This window comes from Actinomycetota bacterium, assembly GCA_009923495.1.
GTDB lineage: Bacteria > Actinomycetota > Actinomycetes > S36-B12 > UBA5976 > UBA5976.
Genome location: RFTJ01000002.1, coordinates 54290 through 70661, shown reverse-complemented (window position 1 = coordinate 70661; position 16372 = coordinate 54290). Strand labels below are relative to the sequence as shown.

The 16372-nt window shown below is 48.7% G+C and carries 18 protein-coding genes; 4 read left to right on the top strand and 14 right to left on the bottom strand.

Annotation, left to right across the window (positions count from 1 at the left end):
- Positions 1-2: 2 nt before the first annotated feature.
- The 10 genes from EBS36_01515 to EBS36_01470 form a co-directional block, all read right to left on the bottom strand.
- Positions 3-176, bottom strand: a complete 174-nt coding sequence (locus EBS36_01515; GenBank protein ID NBU31838.1) for a twin-arginine translocase TatA/TatE family subunit — start codon at positions 174-176, stop codon at positions 3-5.
- A 30-nt stretch (positions 177-206) separates the two neighbouring features.
- The gene (locus EBS36_01510) at positions 207-1130 is read right to left on the bottom strand and encodes a WYL domain-containing protein (GenBank protein ID NBU31837.1); all 924 of its coding nucleotides are present in this window, start codon (positions 1128-1130) and stop codon (positions 207-209) included.
- Entirely contained in the window at positions 1130-2068 is a 939-nt protein-coding gene (locus EBS36_01505; GenBank protein ID NBU31836.1) for a WYL domain-containing protein, read from the bottom strand. The genes EBS36_01510 and EBS36_01505 overlap by 1 nt, the downstream gene beginning before the upstream one ends.
- Positions 2069-2071: 3 nt before the next feature.
- Positions 2072-2434, bottom strand: coding sequence for an FKBP-type peptidyl-prolyl cis-trans isomerase (locus EBS36_01500; protein ID NBU31835.1), 363 nt, complete (start codon positions 2432-2434; stop codon positions 2072-2074).
- An 8-nt stretch (positions 2435-2442) separates the two neighbouring features.
- A complete protein-coding gene (locus EBS36_01495; protein ID NBU31834.1) occupies positions 2443-2808 on the bottom strand; it encodes an FKBP-type peptidyl-prolyl cis-trans isomerase in 366 nt (121 codons plus the stop codon).
- A gap of 166 nt (positions 2809-2974) precedes the next feature.
- Positions 2975-4336, bottom strand: a complete 1362-nt coding sequence (gene pafA / locus EBS36_01490) for a Pup--protein ligase (protein ID NBU31833.1) — start codon at positions 4334-4336, stop codon at positions 2975-2977.
- 14 nt (positions 4337-4350) lie between these two features.
- Complete coding sequence (locus EBS36_01485) at positions 4351-4533, bottom strand: ubiquitin-like protein Pup (GenBank protein NBU31832.1); 183 nt, start codon at positions 4531-4533, stop codon at positions 4351-4353.
- Positions 4534-4561: 28 nt separating this feature from the next.
- Positions 4562-6082, bottom strand: a complete 1521-nt coding sequence (locus tag EBS36_01480; GenBank protein NBU31831.1) for a proteasome accessory factor PafA2 — start codon at positions 6080-6082, stop codon at positions 4562-4564.
- 10 nt (positions 6083-6092) lie between these two features.
- On the bottom strand, positions 6093-7697 hold the full coding sequence (arc, locus tag EBS36_01475) for a proteasome ATPase (GenBank protein ID NBU31830.1): 1605 nt from the start codon (positions 7695-7697) through the stop codon (positions 6093-6095).
- Between the two features lie 15 nt (positions 7698-7712).
- The gene (locus tag EBS36_01470; protein ID NBU31829.1) at positions 7713-8591 is read right to left on the bottom strand and encodes a tRNA (adenine-N1)-methyltransferase; all 879 of its coding nucleotides are present in this window, start codon (positions 8589-8591) and stop codon (positions 7713-7715) included.
- A gap of 14 nt (positions 8592-8605) precedes the next feature.
- Here EBS36_01470 and EBS36_01465 point away from each other — a divergent pair, with 14 nt between their 5' ends.
- A complete protein-coding gene (locus tag EBS36_01465; protein ID NBU31828.1) occupies positions 8606-9538 on the top strand; it encodes a PAC2 family protein in 933 nt (310 codons plus the stop codon).
- On the opposite strand, the gene EBS36_01460 is transcribed toward EBS36_01465, so the two are convergent.
- Complete coding sequence (locus EBS36_01460) at positions 9535-11163, bottom strand: glucose-6-phosphate isomerase (protein NBU31827.1); 1629 nt, start codon at positions 11161-11163, stop codon at positions 9535-9537. The genes EBS36_01465 and EBS36_01460 overlap by 4 nt on opposite strands.
- Before the next feature lie 104 nt (positions 11164-11267).
- Between EBS36_01460 and gnd the strand changes: the two genes are divergently transcribed.
- Genes gnd through EBS36_01445 form a run of 3 tightly spaced genes read left to right on the top strand, consistent with a single transcriptional unit; the run spans position 11268 to position 14270 of the window.
- Entirely contained in the window at positions 11268-12281 is a 1014-nt protein-coding gene (gnd, locus tag EBS36_01455) for a decarboxylating 6-phosphogluconate dehydrogenase (GenBank protein ID NBU31826.1), read from the top strand.
- A gap of 43 nt (positions 12282-12324) precedes the next feature.
- Positions 12325-13545, top strand: coding sequence for a cysteine--1-D-myo-inosityl 2-amino-2-deoxy-alpha-D-glucopyranoside ligase (locus EBS36_01450; protein ID NBU31825.1), 1221 nt, complete (start codon positions 12325-12327; stop codon positions 13543-13545).
- Positions 13530-14270: an SCO1664 family protein gene (locus EBS36_01445; protein ID NBU31824.1), complete on the top strand. Its 741-nt coding sequence runs from the start codon at positions 13530-13532 to the stop codon at positions 14268-14270. The genes EBS36_01450 and EBS36_01445 overlap by 16 nt, the downstream gene beginning before the upstream one ends.
- On the opposite strand, the gene EBS36_01440 is transcribed toward EBS36_01445, so the two are convergent.
- The 3 genes from EBS36_01440 to EBS36_01430 are packed head-to-tail and all read right to left on the bottom strand — an operon-like array spanning position 14271 to position 16345.
- The gene (locus EBS36_01440) at positions 14271-14822 is read right to left on the bottom strand and encodes a DUF3090 domain-containing protein (GenBank protein ID NBU31823.1); all 552 of its coding nucleotides are present in this window, start codon (positions 14820-14822) and stop codon (positions 14271-14273) included.
- Positions 14819-15496 carry an MSMEG_4193 family putative phosphomutase gene (locus tag EBS36_01435; protein ID NBU31822.1) on the bottom strand — a complete coding sequence of 226 codons (678 nt, stop codon included), beginning with the start codon at positions 15494-15496 and terminating at the stop codon, positions 14819-14821. Before EBS36_01435 ends, EBS36_01440 begins: the two co-directional genes overlap by 4 nt.
- A 15-nt stretch (positions 15497-15511) precedes the next feature.
- Entirely contained in the window at positions 15512-16345 is an 834-nt protein-coding gene (locus tag EBS36_01430) for an undecaprenyl-diphosphate phosphatase (protein NBU31821.1), read from the bottom strand.
- Between the last annotated feature and the right edge of the window lie 27 nt (positions 16346-16372).

Genomic DNA, 16372 nt, shown 5'->3' with positions numbered 1-16372 from the left:
ACTTACTGCTCGTCAGAAGTTGAAGGACGATCCTTATCGCCAGAATCCAATTCGTTCTTAAAAATTCTGATTGACTTACCAAGATTTCGCGCCGCATCTGGCAACTTCTTAGATCCAAAAATCACGATTGCGATAAGGATGAGAATTAACCCACCTTTGCCAAATAAATCTGCCATGATGCCCCTAGTTTCGTGTCTGGTTCTATTCTAATCGCCGTTGTGAGCAAACCACTTTTCCGCTTTGCCGATTATGTCAATCCGTAGCTCATCGGGACCCAGAACTTCAATGTCGCCACCGCTAGCCAAGACCAAGCTGGCAAGCCAAGCGCTTGAATTAACCTGCACTTGCACGATTAGACGATCTTGATCTGGGCTGACATTCGTTACAGTCTCCGGCGCAAAACTCTCAAGCATCTCGGGGAGCATTCGCAATTGCGCGGTTAATGTCGGCGCAGAAATTTCGAACCGTGGTCCTTGTTCCTCGGTTTTACTGGTAGCTTCTGTGGAATATCTCGCGCTCAGAATTCGGTCTACGCGGAAAGTTCGCCAATCTTGTGCTAGTCGACAGTAAGCGCGGACATAAAGTACAGTTTCGTCAGCAAACAGCAGGATTGGCTCAATTGTGCGCTCGGTAACCTTCTGATCAATTCCCGCTCCATATGTGATTTCAACACATCGACCCTCGGCTATCGCTGACTTGAGTGAGTCGACGATTTGCATGTCTATCTCAGCTGTACCGATCTGAATAATGTCCTCTGGTGCATCAAATGCAGTCTGCAATTTAGCGAGTAGAGCAGAGACAATCTCTCGGTCAACTAGATGTGGCATAGCTTGGAGATACTTGAGCCCACCAAGTATTGCAATCGACTCTTGGACGGTGAAGCGAATCTGTTCCGTTAAACCCTGAGACTCTCGAGTTTCAATCCAAATTCCATCCTCATCGTCTTGAATTTCGACTTCGACGAACTCACCGTAGTATTCACCGATTCTTGCCTCATTCAGTAGCAGGCAATATTTACGAACCTCGGAGCTTTTCAAATTGAAAATCTTGGCGACATGCTCTAACTCAACTGGGCTGTTTGCCCGCAGAAAAGCGAGCATGCGCACGGCCACCTCAAATTTGATTGCCATTACTTATGCACCGCGATTACTGACTTTAAGATTTCTGAAACTCTATTGCGCAAATCCAATGGTGAAAGCACTACAGCCCGATCACAAACAACCGCTACTTCAGTGGCTAGTGAGTAGGCATCGTCATAATCAATTTCCAAAATGTCGAAATCATCAGACTCAATAACTGCTTTCGACCGTAATCGTAAATTTGCGCAGTTGCCCTTGGGTACCTGCAATTTCGCTGTTTGTACTGAATCCTCGGTTCGCTGAAATTCGACAAGTTGCGCTAGTGAGTCTAAATCAGGTGGAGCAATTTCGGTATTCGCTTGGGCAGTTATCAGGATGTCACCACTTATTCTGCTGAGCCGAAACAGCAAACCTTTAGCGCGTGACTCTTCGAATCCGTGCAGGTACCAATGGGTTTGATGTAGTACCAATTTCCATGGCTGAACGGTTCTCAATTTGGTTTCGCCACTATTGCGACTGAAGTATTCAAATTGAACGGTCTTGGCAGCTGCAATCGCTCGCTCTAACGTGGCTAAATGTCGTTCATCTCGGCCAATAGCGGCCAAGATTTGAGGAGTCTGCAAAAACTGGTAACTAGCTAAGGTTGCTCCGGCTGCTGCCGACTGACCGAGTTCAACATCACGCCATGCTCGGACGGCTAGAGCTATCAGCAACCGCTCGTCGCTGGTCAAGTCTAGGTCGCGAATAAAGGAACGGGATTTATCAATTCGATATGTGTCAGCAAGATCTCCTTCGCCAGGCGATTCCTCAAAGACGATAAAACTGCGTAGCTCTGCTTTATCTCGTTCGAATTTTCGCTGTGCTGACGGATCCTCGGGATCTCCGTAGCCATTGACTCGCTCAAAAATGTCTACTCTGGAAAGCGGTCTTTGGGCATTGAGAAGTACCAGCAAAAGATTGAGTTGCCTCATGGTACTTTCCGCCGCCACGAACTACCTCACTGCTAGTAAATCAATTACAAAAACTAGAGTTTTCCCAGAAAGTCGGTGACCTGCTCCAGTTGGTCCATAGGCCAAGTGTGGTGGGATGATGAGCTGTCGCCGGCCACCCACTTTCATGCCCGGAATACCCAGTTGCCACCCTTGGATTAATCCGCGCAGCGGAAATTCTATGGACTCATCACGGTCCCATGATGAGTCGAACTGTTCGCCAGAATCAAATTCGACACCCAGGTAGTGAACCTCAACAGTTTGGCCAGCAACTACTTCGGGACCCGAACCTACAGTCAGATCCTGGATCACTAACTCAGATGGCGCTTCGCCGTCAATAAAATCAATAACCGGAGGGTTTGTCATGTATCCTCCTAACTCACTGCCGTTAGATCAACCACAAAGACTAAGGTTTGACCTGCTAACTGGTGTCCCGAGCCAGCCGGACCATAAGCCAATTCGGGTGGAATGATTAGCAGCCGACGGCCTCCTACTTTCATTCCTTGAAGACCTTGGGTCCAGCCCTGGATCACCCCATTTAATGGAAATGTAGTCGGTTCACCGCGCTCCCAGGACGAGTCAAACTTTTCTTGGTTGCTCATTGAATATCCGACATAGTGCGCGGTCACAGTGGAATTGGGGCCCACCGCAGTGCCCGAACCACTGGTGACATCCTTAACAATGAGTTGCGCGACATCCTTAGCATCCGAGCCGAATGAAATCTGGGGTGCTTCTGACATGGAACCTGAGACGGTAACACCTGATTGCGTCACCGATTCGGTCTTAGTTGTGCGCTCTGGTCCACAGCCAGAAAGTAAGCCCAAGGTAATTACGCATATTACTGAGAATCTGAATCGCATAATCTCAGCCTATTGGGTTGATGCGGGCACTTCCTGACTGCCACGCTTAAAGGGCCAACTCAAGCAACTCTGAAACTCGACTGTCTATGTTGGCGAACGGGTCACTTAGGGTCAAGGATTGCTCGACCGGTTGGTTGATTTTTAAGTGCATCCAATCAATTGCCACTGAGAGATTAGATTTTTCGGCTTGTGCGATGAATTCCCCGCGCAGTTTTGCCCGGGTGCTTTGTGGAGGTAACTTCACCGCACTGGCTACTAAAGACTGGTCAATAATTGAATCTGTCCTATTTTGCTCAGTTAGCACCTGGGCGATGCCGCTACCAATTTCGTGATACATGAAATCGATTTGAGCGAGTTTCGGCGAATCTAAGCTCAGATTTTGTTCAGTTGCGTAGGCATCAATAATTCCTTGCTTTATCCGCCAATCGACAATTCTGTCCAGAGCTGTTAGATCTGCGTTTTCAAAAGCTTCAAGGATTTGACTCCACACTTTAATCGCGTATTTGTGCCACTGCGAAAGTTGCCAGTCGAATCTCGCTATGCAGCTTTGAACAACATCTAAATACCAGCGCTGAATTTCGTAAGCACGAAATTGACGACCGTCGGAAAGTCCAACTAGAGCACCGCCAGTCAAATCACGAGAGATTTCTCGAATGCTGCGCATGGGATTTTCAATCCGAAGGTCAACTGGAATAGCACCGACTTCCATAGCAGCCAAAATCAAGTCCATTGTGGCGACCTTTAGCAACATTGCCGTTTGTGACATGTTGCTATCCGCGGAAATAACATGCAGCCGTCGGTACCTATCGGAGTCTGCATGAGGTTCGTCACGGGTATTTATTAGTGGCCTGGACCTGGTAGTGGCACTTGAAACAGAATCCCACAGGTGCTCCGCTCGCTGCGACAAGACGTACTTGGTTCCAGTTGATGTTTTTAACAACTTTCCGGCGCCTAGAAAAATTTGCCGCGTTACCAAAAACGGCAGAAGACCATCAAGTCCAGAAAGTTGATCTGGCTTACGGTGAATTAAGTAATTCTCGTGGCACCCATAGGAATTGCCAACCGAGTCAGTATTGTTCTTGAAAATGTAAATCCGTCCAGTGACTCCTTCATTGCGAAGTAACACTTCAGCATCCCTAGCCATCTGAGCAATCAAAAAATCACCGGCCAATTCTTGTGCAACTACGTCAGCCAAGAGGTCGCATTCCGCAGTTGCATATTCAGGATGACTGCCGACATCAAGGTACAGTCGTCCGCCGTTAGGCAAGAACACATTGTTACTTCGGTACCGATTGACAAGATCTTTGAATAGGTATCTTGCGATTTCATCAGGAGTAAGCCGGCGATGTCCATCAAGCGAGCAGGTGATTCCATACTCGGTTTCAATGCCAAAAATTCTTCTTGGCAACGATTGCGTCAAGACTATTGACCGCCCTTTTGCACGAAAGAATTAACGAACTCTTCTGAGTTCTGCTCTAAAACCGCGTCTATCTTTGCTAAGAGTGAATCAACATTTAGTAGCTCAACCGTTGGCTTGATTTCATTGGCCACGTCCGCCTCGCCCTTGTCAGATGCCGAAATCTGACCTCTACTCTGCTCAGACAAAATAATCTCCTAGTGCTTTGATGCAAGCCTAATACTCAACCATGGTCAGCTGGCCAAGTTGACTTAACAGGCTGTAAAGATTGGAGTTGCCGCTAAGGACTGCTGAAACTTCTTCGCTCCCTAGTCTGCTTGCATCGGGCAAACTGACTCGAATGCGCGACTCATTGTCTGCTGCTTGAAAAATCAATGTTTCCCAGGAAGCGGCAATTAATGCAGGTGCGAATCTATGCACCAGTTGTCCTCGCAAAAAAGCGCGAGTGTCTGCTGGGGCGGTATGCACTGCAAAGCCGATTTCCGCTTCGGTAAATAAGTCACCTTCGCCTGGTTCAGGTCTAAATATTCTGGCCAACCCCTTTTCTGGCCTAATGTCACAGAATTGCAGATCGATTGCCTGCAATTTGCTACTGGACCAGTCGAGTCCGTCACGTTCTCGAAAGGACTCTAACAGCTGCAGTTTGGTAACCCAGTCAACAGTTCCAGCTAGTGACATTTGATCCACTTCAAGTGCAGACAACACTGACTCCCAGAGGGTAAGTACCTCAAGAGTCTGCTCGTCCGGATCTGTTAGAGCCACAAATTGAACTGCACGCTCGTAAAAATGTCTTTGAATCGCCAGAGCACTCAGTTGCTGACCATCGGCGAGTGTGATTAGGTGACCCATGGAGTAATCACGACTGACTGCGGTAATTTCTCGAACTGGGTCTGCCAAATCGAAAACATCATCTAGAAAATCAGCCTCAATCATGCTCAGAATTAACGAGGTAGCGCCCATTTTTAAGAAAGTCATGGCCGGTGAAAGATTGGCATCGCCAACTATCACGTGTAGCCGCCGGTACCGCTGAGCGTCCGCATGCGGTTCATCGCGGGTATTAATTATTGGACGGTTAATAGTAGTTTCTATGCCAACCCGTGCTTCGAAAAAATCGGCACGCTGAGATATCTGAAAGCCGGCTTGTTCGCTTCCTTGGCCAATTCCAACTCGGCCACTACCCGCCCAGATATTTCTGGTCACAAAAAAACTAGTTAGATGCTTGACCAGATTTTCAAATGGTACGCTGCGCAGCACCTGATAGTTTTCATGTGTTCCATAGCTGGCCCCTTTGCCATCCGTGTTGTTCTTGTAAAGGACAATGAGATTTCCCGACAGTTCACTAGCTTTTTGCGCAGCGTCCCGCATGATGACTTCGCCCGCCAAGTCCCAAAGTGCCGCGTCTCTGGGATTAGTCACTTCGGGTGTTGAATACTCTGGATGCGCGTGATCTACATACAGACGCGCTCCGTTAGTCAACATCAGGTTAGGAATTCCCAAGTCAAAGTTGGACCAGAGTTCTCGTTCATCCGGATGTTGCAACGATTCGGCGTATCGCAAATCATTAAATGGCGATTCCACATTGTAATCCCACCTGAATGGCCGCTGTCTGCCTGGAAAAACGAGTTCGGCGTATGCGTTCACGACTTGTGCACTCAATATTTCGGGACTGATATTTGGGTTATGGGGTGACAGAATTCCGTATTCGGTTTCGATACCCATAATTCGATGAACGGACATGGGGGCTGTCCTACTGTGCAGTTTCGATAGTACGGCCTACTTGCTTACCGTCCTTGGTGCGAATTAACGTGCGCATGTAAACAATCTGTTGACCTTTTTGCCCTGAAATTTTGGCCCAATCATCTGGGTTGGTCGTATTGGGCAAATCTTCGTTTTCCCGGAATTCATCCAAAGCTGCCTGAGCTAAGTGAGCCGACGATACGCCCCGCTGACCAGTTGATAACTCATTCTTTATCGCGTATTTTTTGGCCCGAGCAACAATGTTTTCAATCATCGCTCCTGAATTGAAATCTGAAAAATACAAAGTTTCTTTCTCACCATTTGCATAGGTAACTTCCAAAAATTCATTATCCGAAGAAGTCTCATACATTTGTGCAACAACCTGATCGATCAACGCCTGGGCTGCAGCCTGTGGGGACCCATGCTGCTGCAATGATTCGTCATGTATCGGCACATCTGCCGTTAAATATTTTGAAAAAATCTGTGCGGCAGCCATCTGGTTAGGACGTTCCACTCTAATCTTCACATCCAAGCGACCCGGCCGAAGAATCGCGGGGTCGATCATGTCCTCTCGATTAGAGGCGCCAATTACTATTACGTGCTCCAAGCCCTCGACACCGTCTATTTCACTCAAAAGTTGGGGCACAATTGTGTTCTCTACATCGCTAGATACCCCAGAGCCACGGGTTCGAAACAGAGCGTCCATTTCATCAAAGAATACGATGACCGGATTGCCCGCCTCTGCGCGCTCGCGTGCTCGCTGAAAAATCGTTCGAATTTGTTTCTCAGTTTCGCCCACGTATTTGTTCAAAAGCTCAGGACCTTTGATGTTGATGAAGTAACTGGTCCCACTTCCCTGCCCAGAAATTTGTTTTGTCTTTTTTGCAATTGAGTTTGCTACTGCTTTGGCTATTAAAGTCTTCCCGCAGCCTGGGGGTCCATACAGCAAAATGCCTTTCGGTGCTTTTAGGGCATATTCTGCGAAAAGTTTTGCTTGCAAAAAGGGCAGCTCAACCGCGTCAATGATGCTCTCAATTTGAGACTGTAGTCCCCCGATATCCTCATACGAGATGTCAGGTACTTCCTCGAGAAGCAGATCTTCTATTTCGGAGCGGGCAATTCGTTCAAAGGCATAGCCCACACGAAGATCACAAAGCAGATTGTCGCCAAACTGTAGTTCGTTAATTGCAACCTGCTCGGCCGCCTGAACCACGTGAATTTCATCAGCCAGGCCACGCACCAGTATGCGATCGCCATCGCCAACTGGCTCTAGAAATGTTGCAAGCTGACCACTTTTAGGAAGTTCGCCAAATTCAATCACATTCATCGCATCATTCAGGACGACCAGTTGTCCCCGAGATAGGTTTTTGTAATCCAACTCGGTGTTGACAGCTACCCGCATCTGGCGTGAATTAAAAGAAATGTTAATAAGGCCATCTGACTCATGGTTAAGGAAAATTCCGTAGTTATTAGGTGGTAATCCCAATTTCTCAAGTTCTTGATGGAGTTCAGAGATCTCCGCACGCGCCTGCCGCAAAGTTTTGGCTAACAACTCATTGTGGGCCACTAAATCATCGACGCGCTTTTGTAATGTGGCTAGATCTTCCGGTGTCACAGCTGGGTCACCAACTCACTCATCTTGTTCTTGCTCTAATTCTTGTGCATCAAATCCTTTTGCGGGTCGGATTCGCCGAGGTGGTAGCACGGTACCGGCCGCGAGTTTGCGGGCGACGACCAAAAATCCAGTGTGTCCTTGCATTTTGTGACTTGGCCTAACCGCCAGTCCCTCAACATGCCAGGTTCGGGCAATCAGTTCCTGGCCAACAGGATCTGTCCAAGATTTTGAATCCCGAATGGCTTCAATCGTCTTAGCCATTTGGGTTGTGGTGGCAACGTAGATAACGAAAACACCACCAGGTCTTGTGATTCGAGAGACTGCTCTCACGCACTCCCAAGGCGAAAGCATGTCCAGTATCACGCGGTCAACTGACTCGTCGGCCAATGCGGATGTTTCATCCTGGACCGAACCTAGCGTTAGGTTCCAATTACTTGGTCGGGTACCGAAAAATGTTGAAACATTCTTTTCAGCAACTTTTGCGAATTCTTCACGGCGCTCATAACTATGTAGTTGTCCAGTTTCTCCGATTGCCCGAAGCAGCGAGCAACTAAGCGCACCTGAGCCAACGCCAGCTTCTACAACCGACGAGCCGGGATAAATGTCAGCCAATCCAACTATCGCCGCAGCATCTTTGGGGTAAATCACGGCAGCGCCACGTGGCATAGACAAGACGAAATCGCTAAGCAATGGGCGAAGTGCCAGGTAAACATAATTACCAGTTGAAGTAACGGTGATTCCCTCGGGCTTGCCAATCAGTTCATCATGCGCAATCGCGCCGTGATTAGTGTGGAATTCCCTGCCTGCCTCAAGAACCACTGTGTGTTTTCGCCCTTTGGTGTCGGTTAATTGCACACGATCGCCAATTGCGAATAGCGCTTTTTGGCTAGTCATTTTTCACCCTTTTAATGATTTGTTTCGCTTCTATTGTGTCAGCATTCCCATGGCTGCGCGACAGTCGTAGGCGATACACTCAAAACGTGGAGCAAAACAGCCAATCTGCAGCGGGCAATCTGCAAAAGGATCCAGCAACCTTAGTACTGGCCGCCTTCAAAGGTTGGAGTAATGCGGCTGAGGCTTCTTCGGAAGCACTCGAGTATCTCCTGGAAGTTTGGGATGTGATTTCAGTGAACGAAATTAGTCAGGACGACTATTACAGTTACACCGAGAATCGACCCGAAATCTACATTTCACCCGAGGGCAGGCGAGAAATTTACTGGCCAGCCACGACCATAAGTGAAGTTAAATGTGTGAATCTGCCAAACACTCGAATTTTTATTATTGTCGGCGACGAGCCAAATCTGCGTTGGCAGCAATATTGCACGGAAGTGTTGTCAATCATTAATCCCAAAGCACCAGGGTTGGTAATTACTCTTGGCGGCATGCTAGCTGAAGTCCTGCATAATCGGCCAATACATGTTCATGGCAATGCCTCTGACCCTCGGATTCAGGAAATAACGGGATTTGAACTATCTCGTTACGAAGGCCCCGTGAGCATGTTGAATGTATTACAAGACGAGTTAGAAGGATTTGGATTTGAATCTGCTTCACTTTGGGCTGCAATACCCCATTATGTTGCTGGTGATCCTTGTCCAAAAGCGTCTCTAGCGCTACTTCGTGGCATTGAGGATGTGCTAGACATTGCCATTCCTCTGGACGACATGGTTGAAAATGCCCGCGCTTGGCAAACTGGAGCTGATGATTTGGCAACCGCCGATGAGGACATTGCCGATTATGTACGAAGTCTGGAGGAAGGCATAGAGACTGCTGAACTCCCCGAAGCTAGTGGCGAAGCCATAGCACGCGAGTTTGAACGATATTTGCGGCGGCGGGAAAATTAGCGCTTTTGGCGATACCAACTGATTGCGGATTGAGTTGCTGCGTCAAAATCTGACACTTCAGCATCGTTAGTTAAAAATGGTGCAATCGCCGTAGCCATTTCTTTGCCCAATTCAACGCCCCATTGATCGAATGAATTGATTCCCCAGACAATTCCTTGCACAAATACCATGTGTTCGTAAAGTGCAATAAGTGAACCGAGAGCAAATGGGGTGACTTCGTCCAAAGTAATTAATGTGGTCGGCCGATTGCCAGGCATGACTTTGTGATTAATGAGAGCCTCGGGAGTATTCGCCGCTTTCACTTGATCAGCCGTTCGGCCAAATGCCAGCACTGTTGCCTGGGCTAGTGCATTGCTAACTAAAACATCGTGGTGTGCCCCCAATTTATTTTGTGATTGGGCGGGAACTAATACATCGCAGGCCACTAGTGAAGTGCCCTGGTGCAACATTTGATAGAACGAATGCTGACCATTGGTTCCAGGCTCTCCCCAGTAAACCGGACTTGTTTGGGTAGGCACCAACTCTCCTGAATGGGTTACCGATTTTCCGTTACTTTCCATTATTAGTTGCTGCAAATAGGCAGGGAAACGTTTTAGGTACTGGTCGTATGGCAGTACTGCGACAGTTTCGATGTCTAAGAACGAGCGATTCCAAATGCCAATCAGACCCATCAGTAGAGGCACATTTTGGGAATCAGGAGCATTCCGGAAATGTTCATCAAGGGTGTGGAAACCTGCAAGTAACTGAGCAAAATTCTCAGGGCCGATAGCAATCATTGTTGAGAGTCCGATACTCGAGTCCATCGAGTATCTACCGCCTACCCAGTCCCAGAATCCAAACATGTTTTCCGAGTTAATGCCGAATTCCTCGACTCGTTGTTTGTGCGTCGAAACGGCGACAAAATGCTTAGCGACCGCATCCATTGACTGGTTCGTTACTGCACTCAAAAGGGCTTCGCGCGCAGTGGCCGCATTCATCATGGTTTCTATCGTGCTGAAAGTTTTACTCGCCACAATAAAAAGGGTTTCCAGCGGGTCGATCTGTCGCAGTACTTCAGCTATGTCTGTGCCATCAACATTGCTAACAAAATAGAAACTCAAATCACGGGCACTGTAAGCGCGTAGCGCTTCGTACGCCATCACTGGACCCAAGTCTGACCCGCCAATACCTATGTTCACCACATTTTTTATTGGCAATCCGGTAACACCGAGCCAATTGCCACTACGCACCTGATCGGCCAACAGGCTCATACGGTCAAGAATTTCGTGCACCTCAGCTACGACATCTTGGCCATCAACTGTCAGACTGGCATCCCGCGGCAGTCGTAGTGCGGTATGCAGGACGGCACGATCCTCGGTGCTATTTATGTGCTCGCCAGCAAACATTGCGTCCCGAGCTTGGGCAAGGCCAACTTGGCTAGCTAGCTTGAACAAACTCTCAATGACTTGACTATCTACTCGCTGTCGACTGAAGTCGATAGTCAGCGGACCAGCAGTAAAAGTAAGTTCGGATACCCGATCTGAGTCACCGGCAAAGAGGTCTCGAATGTGCTGATTTTTGCGCTGCTCTGCCAGAGAGGTTAAGTGTTTCCATTCATTGCAATTAAAGCCTGGTGTGCCAGTCATGCGGTGTGCTCCAACTTTCCTGAAGAGGTGTTCTGTACGCTAAGAATACGCGTACTAGTTTTGGAGCAGATGTGGCAACCTACGAAAACATCACACAAATTGGCATGGTCGGTCTTGGGCGTATGGGAGCAAATCTTGTCCGCAGAATAACTAGAGCCGGCTTACACTGCGTGGTTTATGACACCAATCCCGAAGTTGCGCATAATTTAGCTGCCGAAAATCCTGAACAAATCACTGCCATCTCGACTCTGAACGAATTTTCTTCCCAACTAAATGGGCCTCGAGCCGTGTGGGTAATGGTTCCTGCGGGTAGCATCACTGAATCAGTAATCTCCGAATTGATTGACATACTCTCGCCCTCAGACATCATCATCGACGGTGGTAATTCCTACTACCGTGACGACCTTGCTCATAGTGCTAAGGCCGCTGAGAAAGGTATTGAGTTTGTCGATGTTGGCACCAGCGGAGGTGTCTGGGGACTTGAACGCGGTTACTGCCTAATGATCGGTGGCGAAAAGCCGGTGGTCACGGCACTGTCCGATGTTTGGAATGCCGTTGCACCTGGAGCAGATGCAGCTGAGCGCTCTCCCGGCCGAGCAGGAAATCTAGCCTCTGAGGAGCGGGGCTGGCTACATTGTGGACCAAGTGGCGCTGGCCACTTCGTCAAGATGGTACATAACGGTATCGAGTACGGATTGATGGCTGCTTATGCCGAAGGTCTAAACATTCTGAAGTCGGCCGATGAAGGATTGAAACCGCGCACCGCAGACGCAGAGACAGCGCCGCTAGCTCACCCAGAGCATTATCAATACGAATTCGACATTGCTGCTATCACAGAACTTTGGCGTCGTGGCAGTGTCGTGGCTTCTTGGCTGCTTGATCTAACGGCAATTGCCTTGTATGAGTCACCAGAACTCGACGAATTTACTGGCAGGGTGTCTGATTCGGGAGAAGGTCGGTGGACGGCCATAGCAGCCATTGAAGAAGGTGTTCCTGCTCCGGTCTTGACAGCTGCAGTGAATAGCAGGTTTGAATCTCGTAACCGGTCGCTATTTGCAAATAAGGTTCTTTCCGCCATGCGAAAGCAATTTGGCGGGCATCACGAAAAGAAGGACTAATTCGACCATACCATCGACAGTGCCCGTACCTTAAACTTAATCTGTGCTTCCTTGGTCTGACGTTGATGTCCCAAAATTAGACTTTCTAGCGCCACCACCTCTGGTTCATGACTCTGCTTCACAAGCTGAACACCAATTAGCAGTCAATCGCGAAGTGAAAATTTATGTCTGTGGTATCACGCCTTATGACGCAACCCACATGGGCCATGCTGCTACTTATGTGGCCTTTGACACCTTAATTCGCATCTGGCGAGCAGCAGGCGCGGATGTTAGTTACGCCCAAAATGTCACTGACGTGGACGACCCACTGATCGAGCGCGCCGCGCTTATTGGACGCAACTGGCAGGACATAGCCACTGAGCAAACCGAACTTTTCAAATCTGACATGGTTGCGCTACGCGTCATTCCACCTCAGCATTACATCGGAGCCGTCGAGTCCATTCCGTTGGTTGAGACGGCAGTGCATGAATTGATTGCGGCGGATTGTGTTTACAATCTTGATGGGGATCTCTACTACAGGACGAATCAGACCAACTTAATTGGCAGTATCGGTCATTTGAGTCGCCACGACATGATTGATTTGTTTAGCCAACGAGGTGGTGATCCACACAGAGTCGGCAAACATGATCCGCTCGACCCATTGTTATGGCGAGCTGAACAACCTGGCGATCCTGCTTGGACTAGCGCTCTGGGCTCGGGCCGACCAGGCTGGCACATTGAATGTGCTGCCATAGCCGTTGAATACCTCGGTCCAACTATTGATGTTCAAGGAGGTGGCAGCGACCTTAAGTTTCCGCACCATGAGATGAGTGCAGCGCACGCACAAAGTGCCACAGGCGTCACACCGTTCGCCCGGACCTTCATGCACACTGGCATGGTCTGGCTAGATGGTCACAAAATGAGTAAGTCGCTTGGCAATCTGGTTTTCGTCTCAAAGTTGCTCATTGACGGTGTCGATCCAATGGCAATCCGGTTGGCAATCCTTTCTCACCACTATCGCACCGAATGGGAATGGACAGATGCTGGCTTGGCCGCGGCCGCCAGACGCCTAGAAAACTGGCGTCGTGCCTTTGCCTGCCCTAATGCAACAACGGACTGCTCGGTGGAACTGGCCGCACTGCTTGCTAATGATTTGGATACCCCGGCAGCACTTAATCTCATTGATAATTGGGCGGTGCAAACCCTAGCAAGTTCATCTGCACTCTCGGCGAGTGCATCAAATCGTGTGCAAAGGGCCGTCGATGCTTTATTAGGCATCAAGTGAAAAATCTTTCCATAATTGAGCAGCTATCCAATGCATCTAATGGAGCGTTTAAAGCCGAACTCGAAGGCAAACCGGTGATTTTCAAGCCAAACCATTTGGAACGAGAGCTTTGGGACTTTCCGAATGGCACTTTGGTCTTTCGGGAGCGTGCAACTTTTCTAATGAGTGAATTTTTGGGTTGGAATCTGGTTCCAAATACTGAACTAATTTCTACAGATCACGGAGTAGGGAGTATTCAAGATTGGGTTACTGGCGAATGCACTTTGGTCGATATCATTCCTAGTGTGGAGATTTCCTCTCCTTGGCTGTCGGTGCTCGAGGGACAAAATGAATCGGGGTTACCAGTCTCTCTAGTCCATCAAGATGATGAAATTCTCAAAAGGATTGCCCTGCTAGATGTACTTGTCAATAATGCGGATCGAAAAGGTGGCCATCTTTTAACTGACGAAGCAGGGAAAACTTCTGGAATTGATCATGGTGTCACATTTCACCCCGAACCAAAATTGCGTACGGTCCTTTGGGGATGGGCTGGCCAACCTATTCCAGAAGGTTTACTGCAAGATGTGCGTTCATTGCCCGAAGATCTGAGTGAAACTGAGTTGGGTGAGCTGCTAACTGAAGAGGAAATCGACGCGACCCACCAACGTATAGCTGAGCTGGTCAATATCGGGGAATTTCCAACGCCAAGTCAGGCCTGGCCCAGTTTGCCCTGGCCCCTGTTTTAACTAACCGCGCCTTCGATAGCCATTAGCTCTAGGACAGATGTGGCCCCTGGCATCCAGCGGTCCGTCACACAGTGGACACGGGGGTCGGCCGGCGGCCACTACCGCTAGTGCCCGAGTGGAAAATGAGCGTGCCTGCTTTGGTGTTAGCCGCACTCGCATAACATCTGGTCCGAGCTCTCCATCATCTTCCAGTTCAGGCACATCGGCATCATCTTCGGTAAAAGCGTGGGCTTCAATGATTACTTTTAACTCTTGTGGATTCCAGCCAAGCGATAGGGCTCCTACTGTGAACTCTTGCTGTATCGGATTGTCTAGTGGTTCGAGATCTGCTGCTGTTGTTGAACTAGTATCTATTCCTTCGTCTTGAGCAATCTGATCAAGTAAGTCCCCAATGCGATCAGCTAGTACATAAACCTGAGTTTTCTCAAGAGCCACAGTAGTGAGGCGACTTCCTAATCGGGCCTGCAAGAAGAATTCACGCTCTCCCGGCAGGCCAACAGTGCCTGCAACAAAACGTTCCGGCTCATCGAATAGGTAGATAAAGCGCGTCATTCGGTATTCACTTCCCCGCCAATTGTATTTTCAGTCCGCTGCATCTTCGCCAGGGCGGATAGCCATTGCAGCCCAGTGTCGTTGAGTTTGTGGACTCGAGATCCTTCTTTCGAATACTGAACGACCGAGACTGAAATCGGCTCAATCGAAATTCGTTGGAAACTGCGCAAGGGCAGATCGAGAGCATCAGCGCAAATGGCCTTAATTACATCGCCATGACTAATTGCTGCCCAAACTACTTGATCGCCATGCTGTTCGGAAAGCCTCGCATCCCACTCACGGATTCCAGAGACTGCGCGTTGAGCCATATCAATCATTGACTCTCCGTTCGGAAAAAGCATCAAGTCCGGTGTCTTCTGGACCACTTCCCACTGAGCCTCAGTAGTCAATTCACTAAGAAGGCGTCCCTGCCAATCTCCGTAATCACATTCGATTAATCGCTGATCAACTTCAATAGGAGTACTAGTGCCAAAAACTAGTTCAGCTGTTTGTTTCGTGCGCTCTAGGGGACTAACGACAACATGCGCAACTGCGATTTTGGCTAACTGTTCACCTAATAACCGGGCAGTATTCTCCCCCACTTCATCCAGAGGATTCTGTGGATTTCTCCCAGCCAAAATCCCTTGCGCATTTGCGATTGACTGGCCGTGCCGAATTAATAGAACTGTTCCCATAATCCAACTGTACGACTATCCTGCCGGCGCCATGCCAGGCTGATTTCCGAAATAGAGCCAAGCCATAATTGCCAGCCCTAGACCTATTCGATAAATAACAAACGGCATAAATGATCCAGTCACCAAATATTTCATCAAGGTTGCAATAACCCAGTAGCCAACAACAAATGCGACGACAGTGGCAACAAGTGTGACTGGCCACTGCACAGCAGGGTCGGAAATTACGCTTGCCAACTGAAGTGAACCGCTAGCTAAGACAGCAGGTATGGCAAGTAGGAATGAATATCTAGCAGCTACATCACGTTTGAAGCCCATCAGCAAGCCAAACGATATCGTTGCACCCGATCGCGAAACTCCAGGTATGAGTGCCATTGCTTGGCCGATGCCAAAAGAGAGAGCATTCGTCGAATTCAGATCATCCATAGTCTTCGCGTGCTTGGCATATTTGTCGGCAAGACCCAGCACGATGCCCATGACGATAAGTGCTACCGCCACCAACCAAAGGTTTCGTGCCGTAGTTTCAATTTGATTTTTGAAAACCAATCCCAAAACCCCGATTGGCAGTGATCCTAAAATTACATACCAACCAAGCCGTGCTTCTGGAATTTTTCGCGCCTCACGGTCGAAAATGCTCCGAAACCAAGCAGAGATAATGTGCTTAATGTCGTTCCAGAAATAGATGATAACCGCAGTCTCAGTGCCGATTTGAGTGACAGCTGTAAATGCGGCTCCTGGATCCCCCCAGTGCAAGAGTCGAGAAACTATCTCAACGTGCGCATTCGACGAGACCGGCAGAAATTCAGTCAGCCCCTGAACAACGCCAAGGACTATGGCTTGTATCCAATCAATGTGGTTCACTGCAACCTGCTTTTCTGC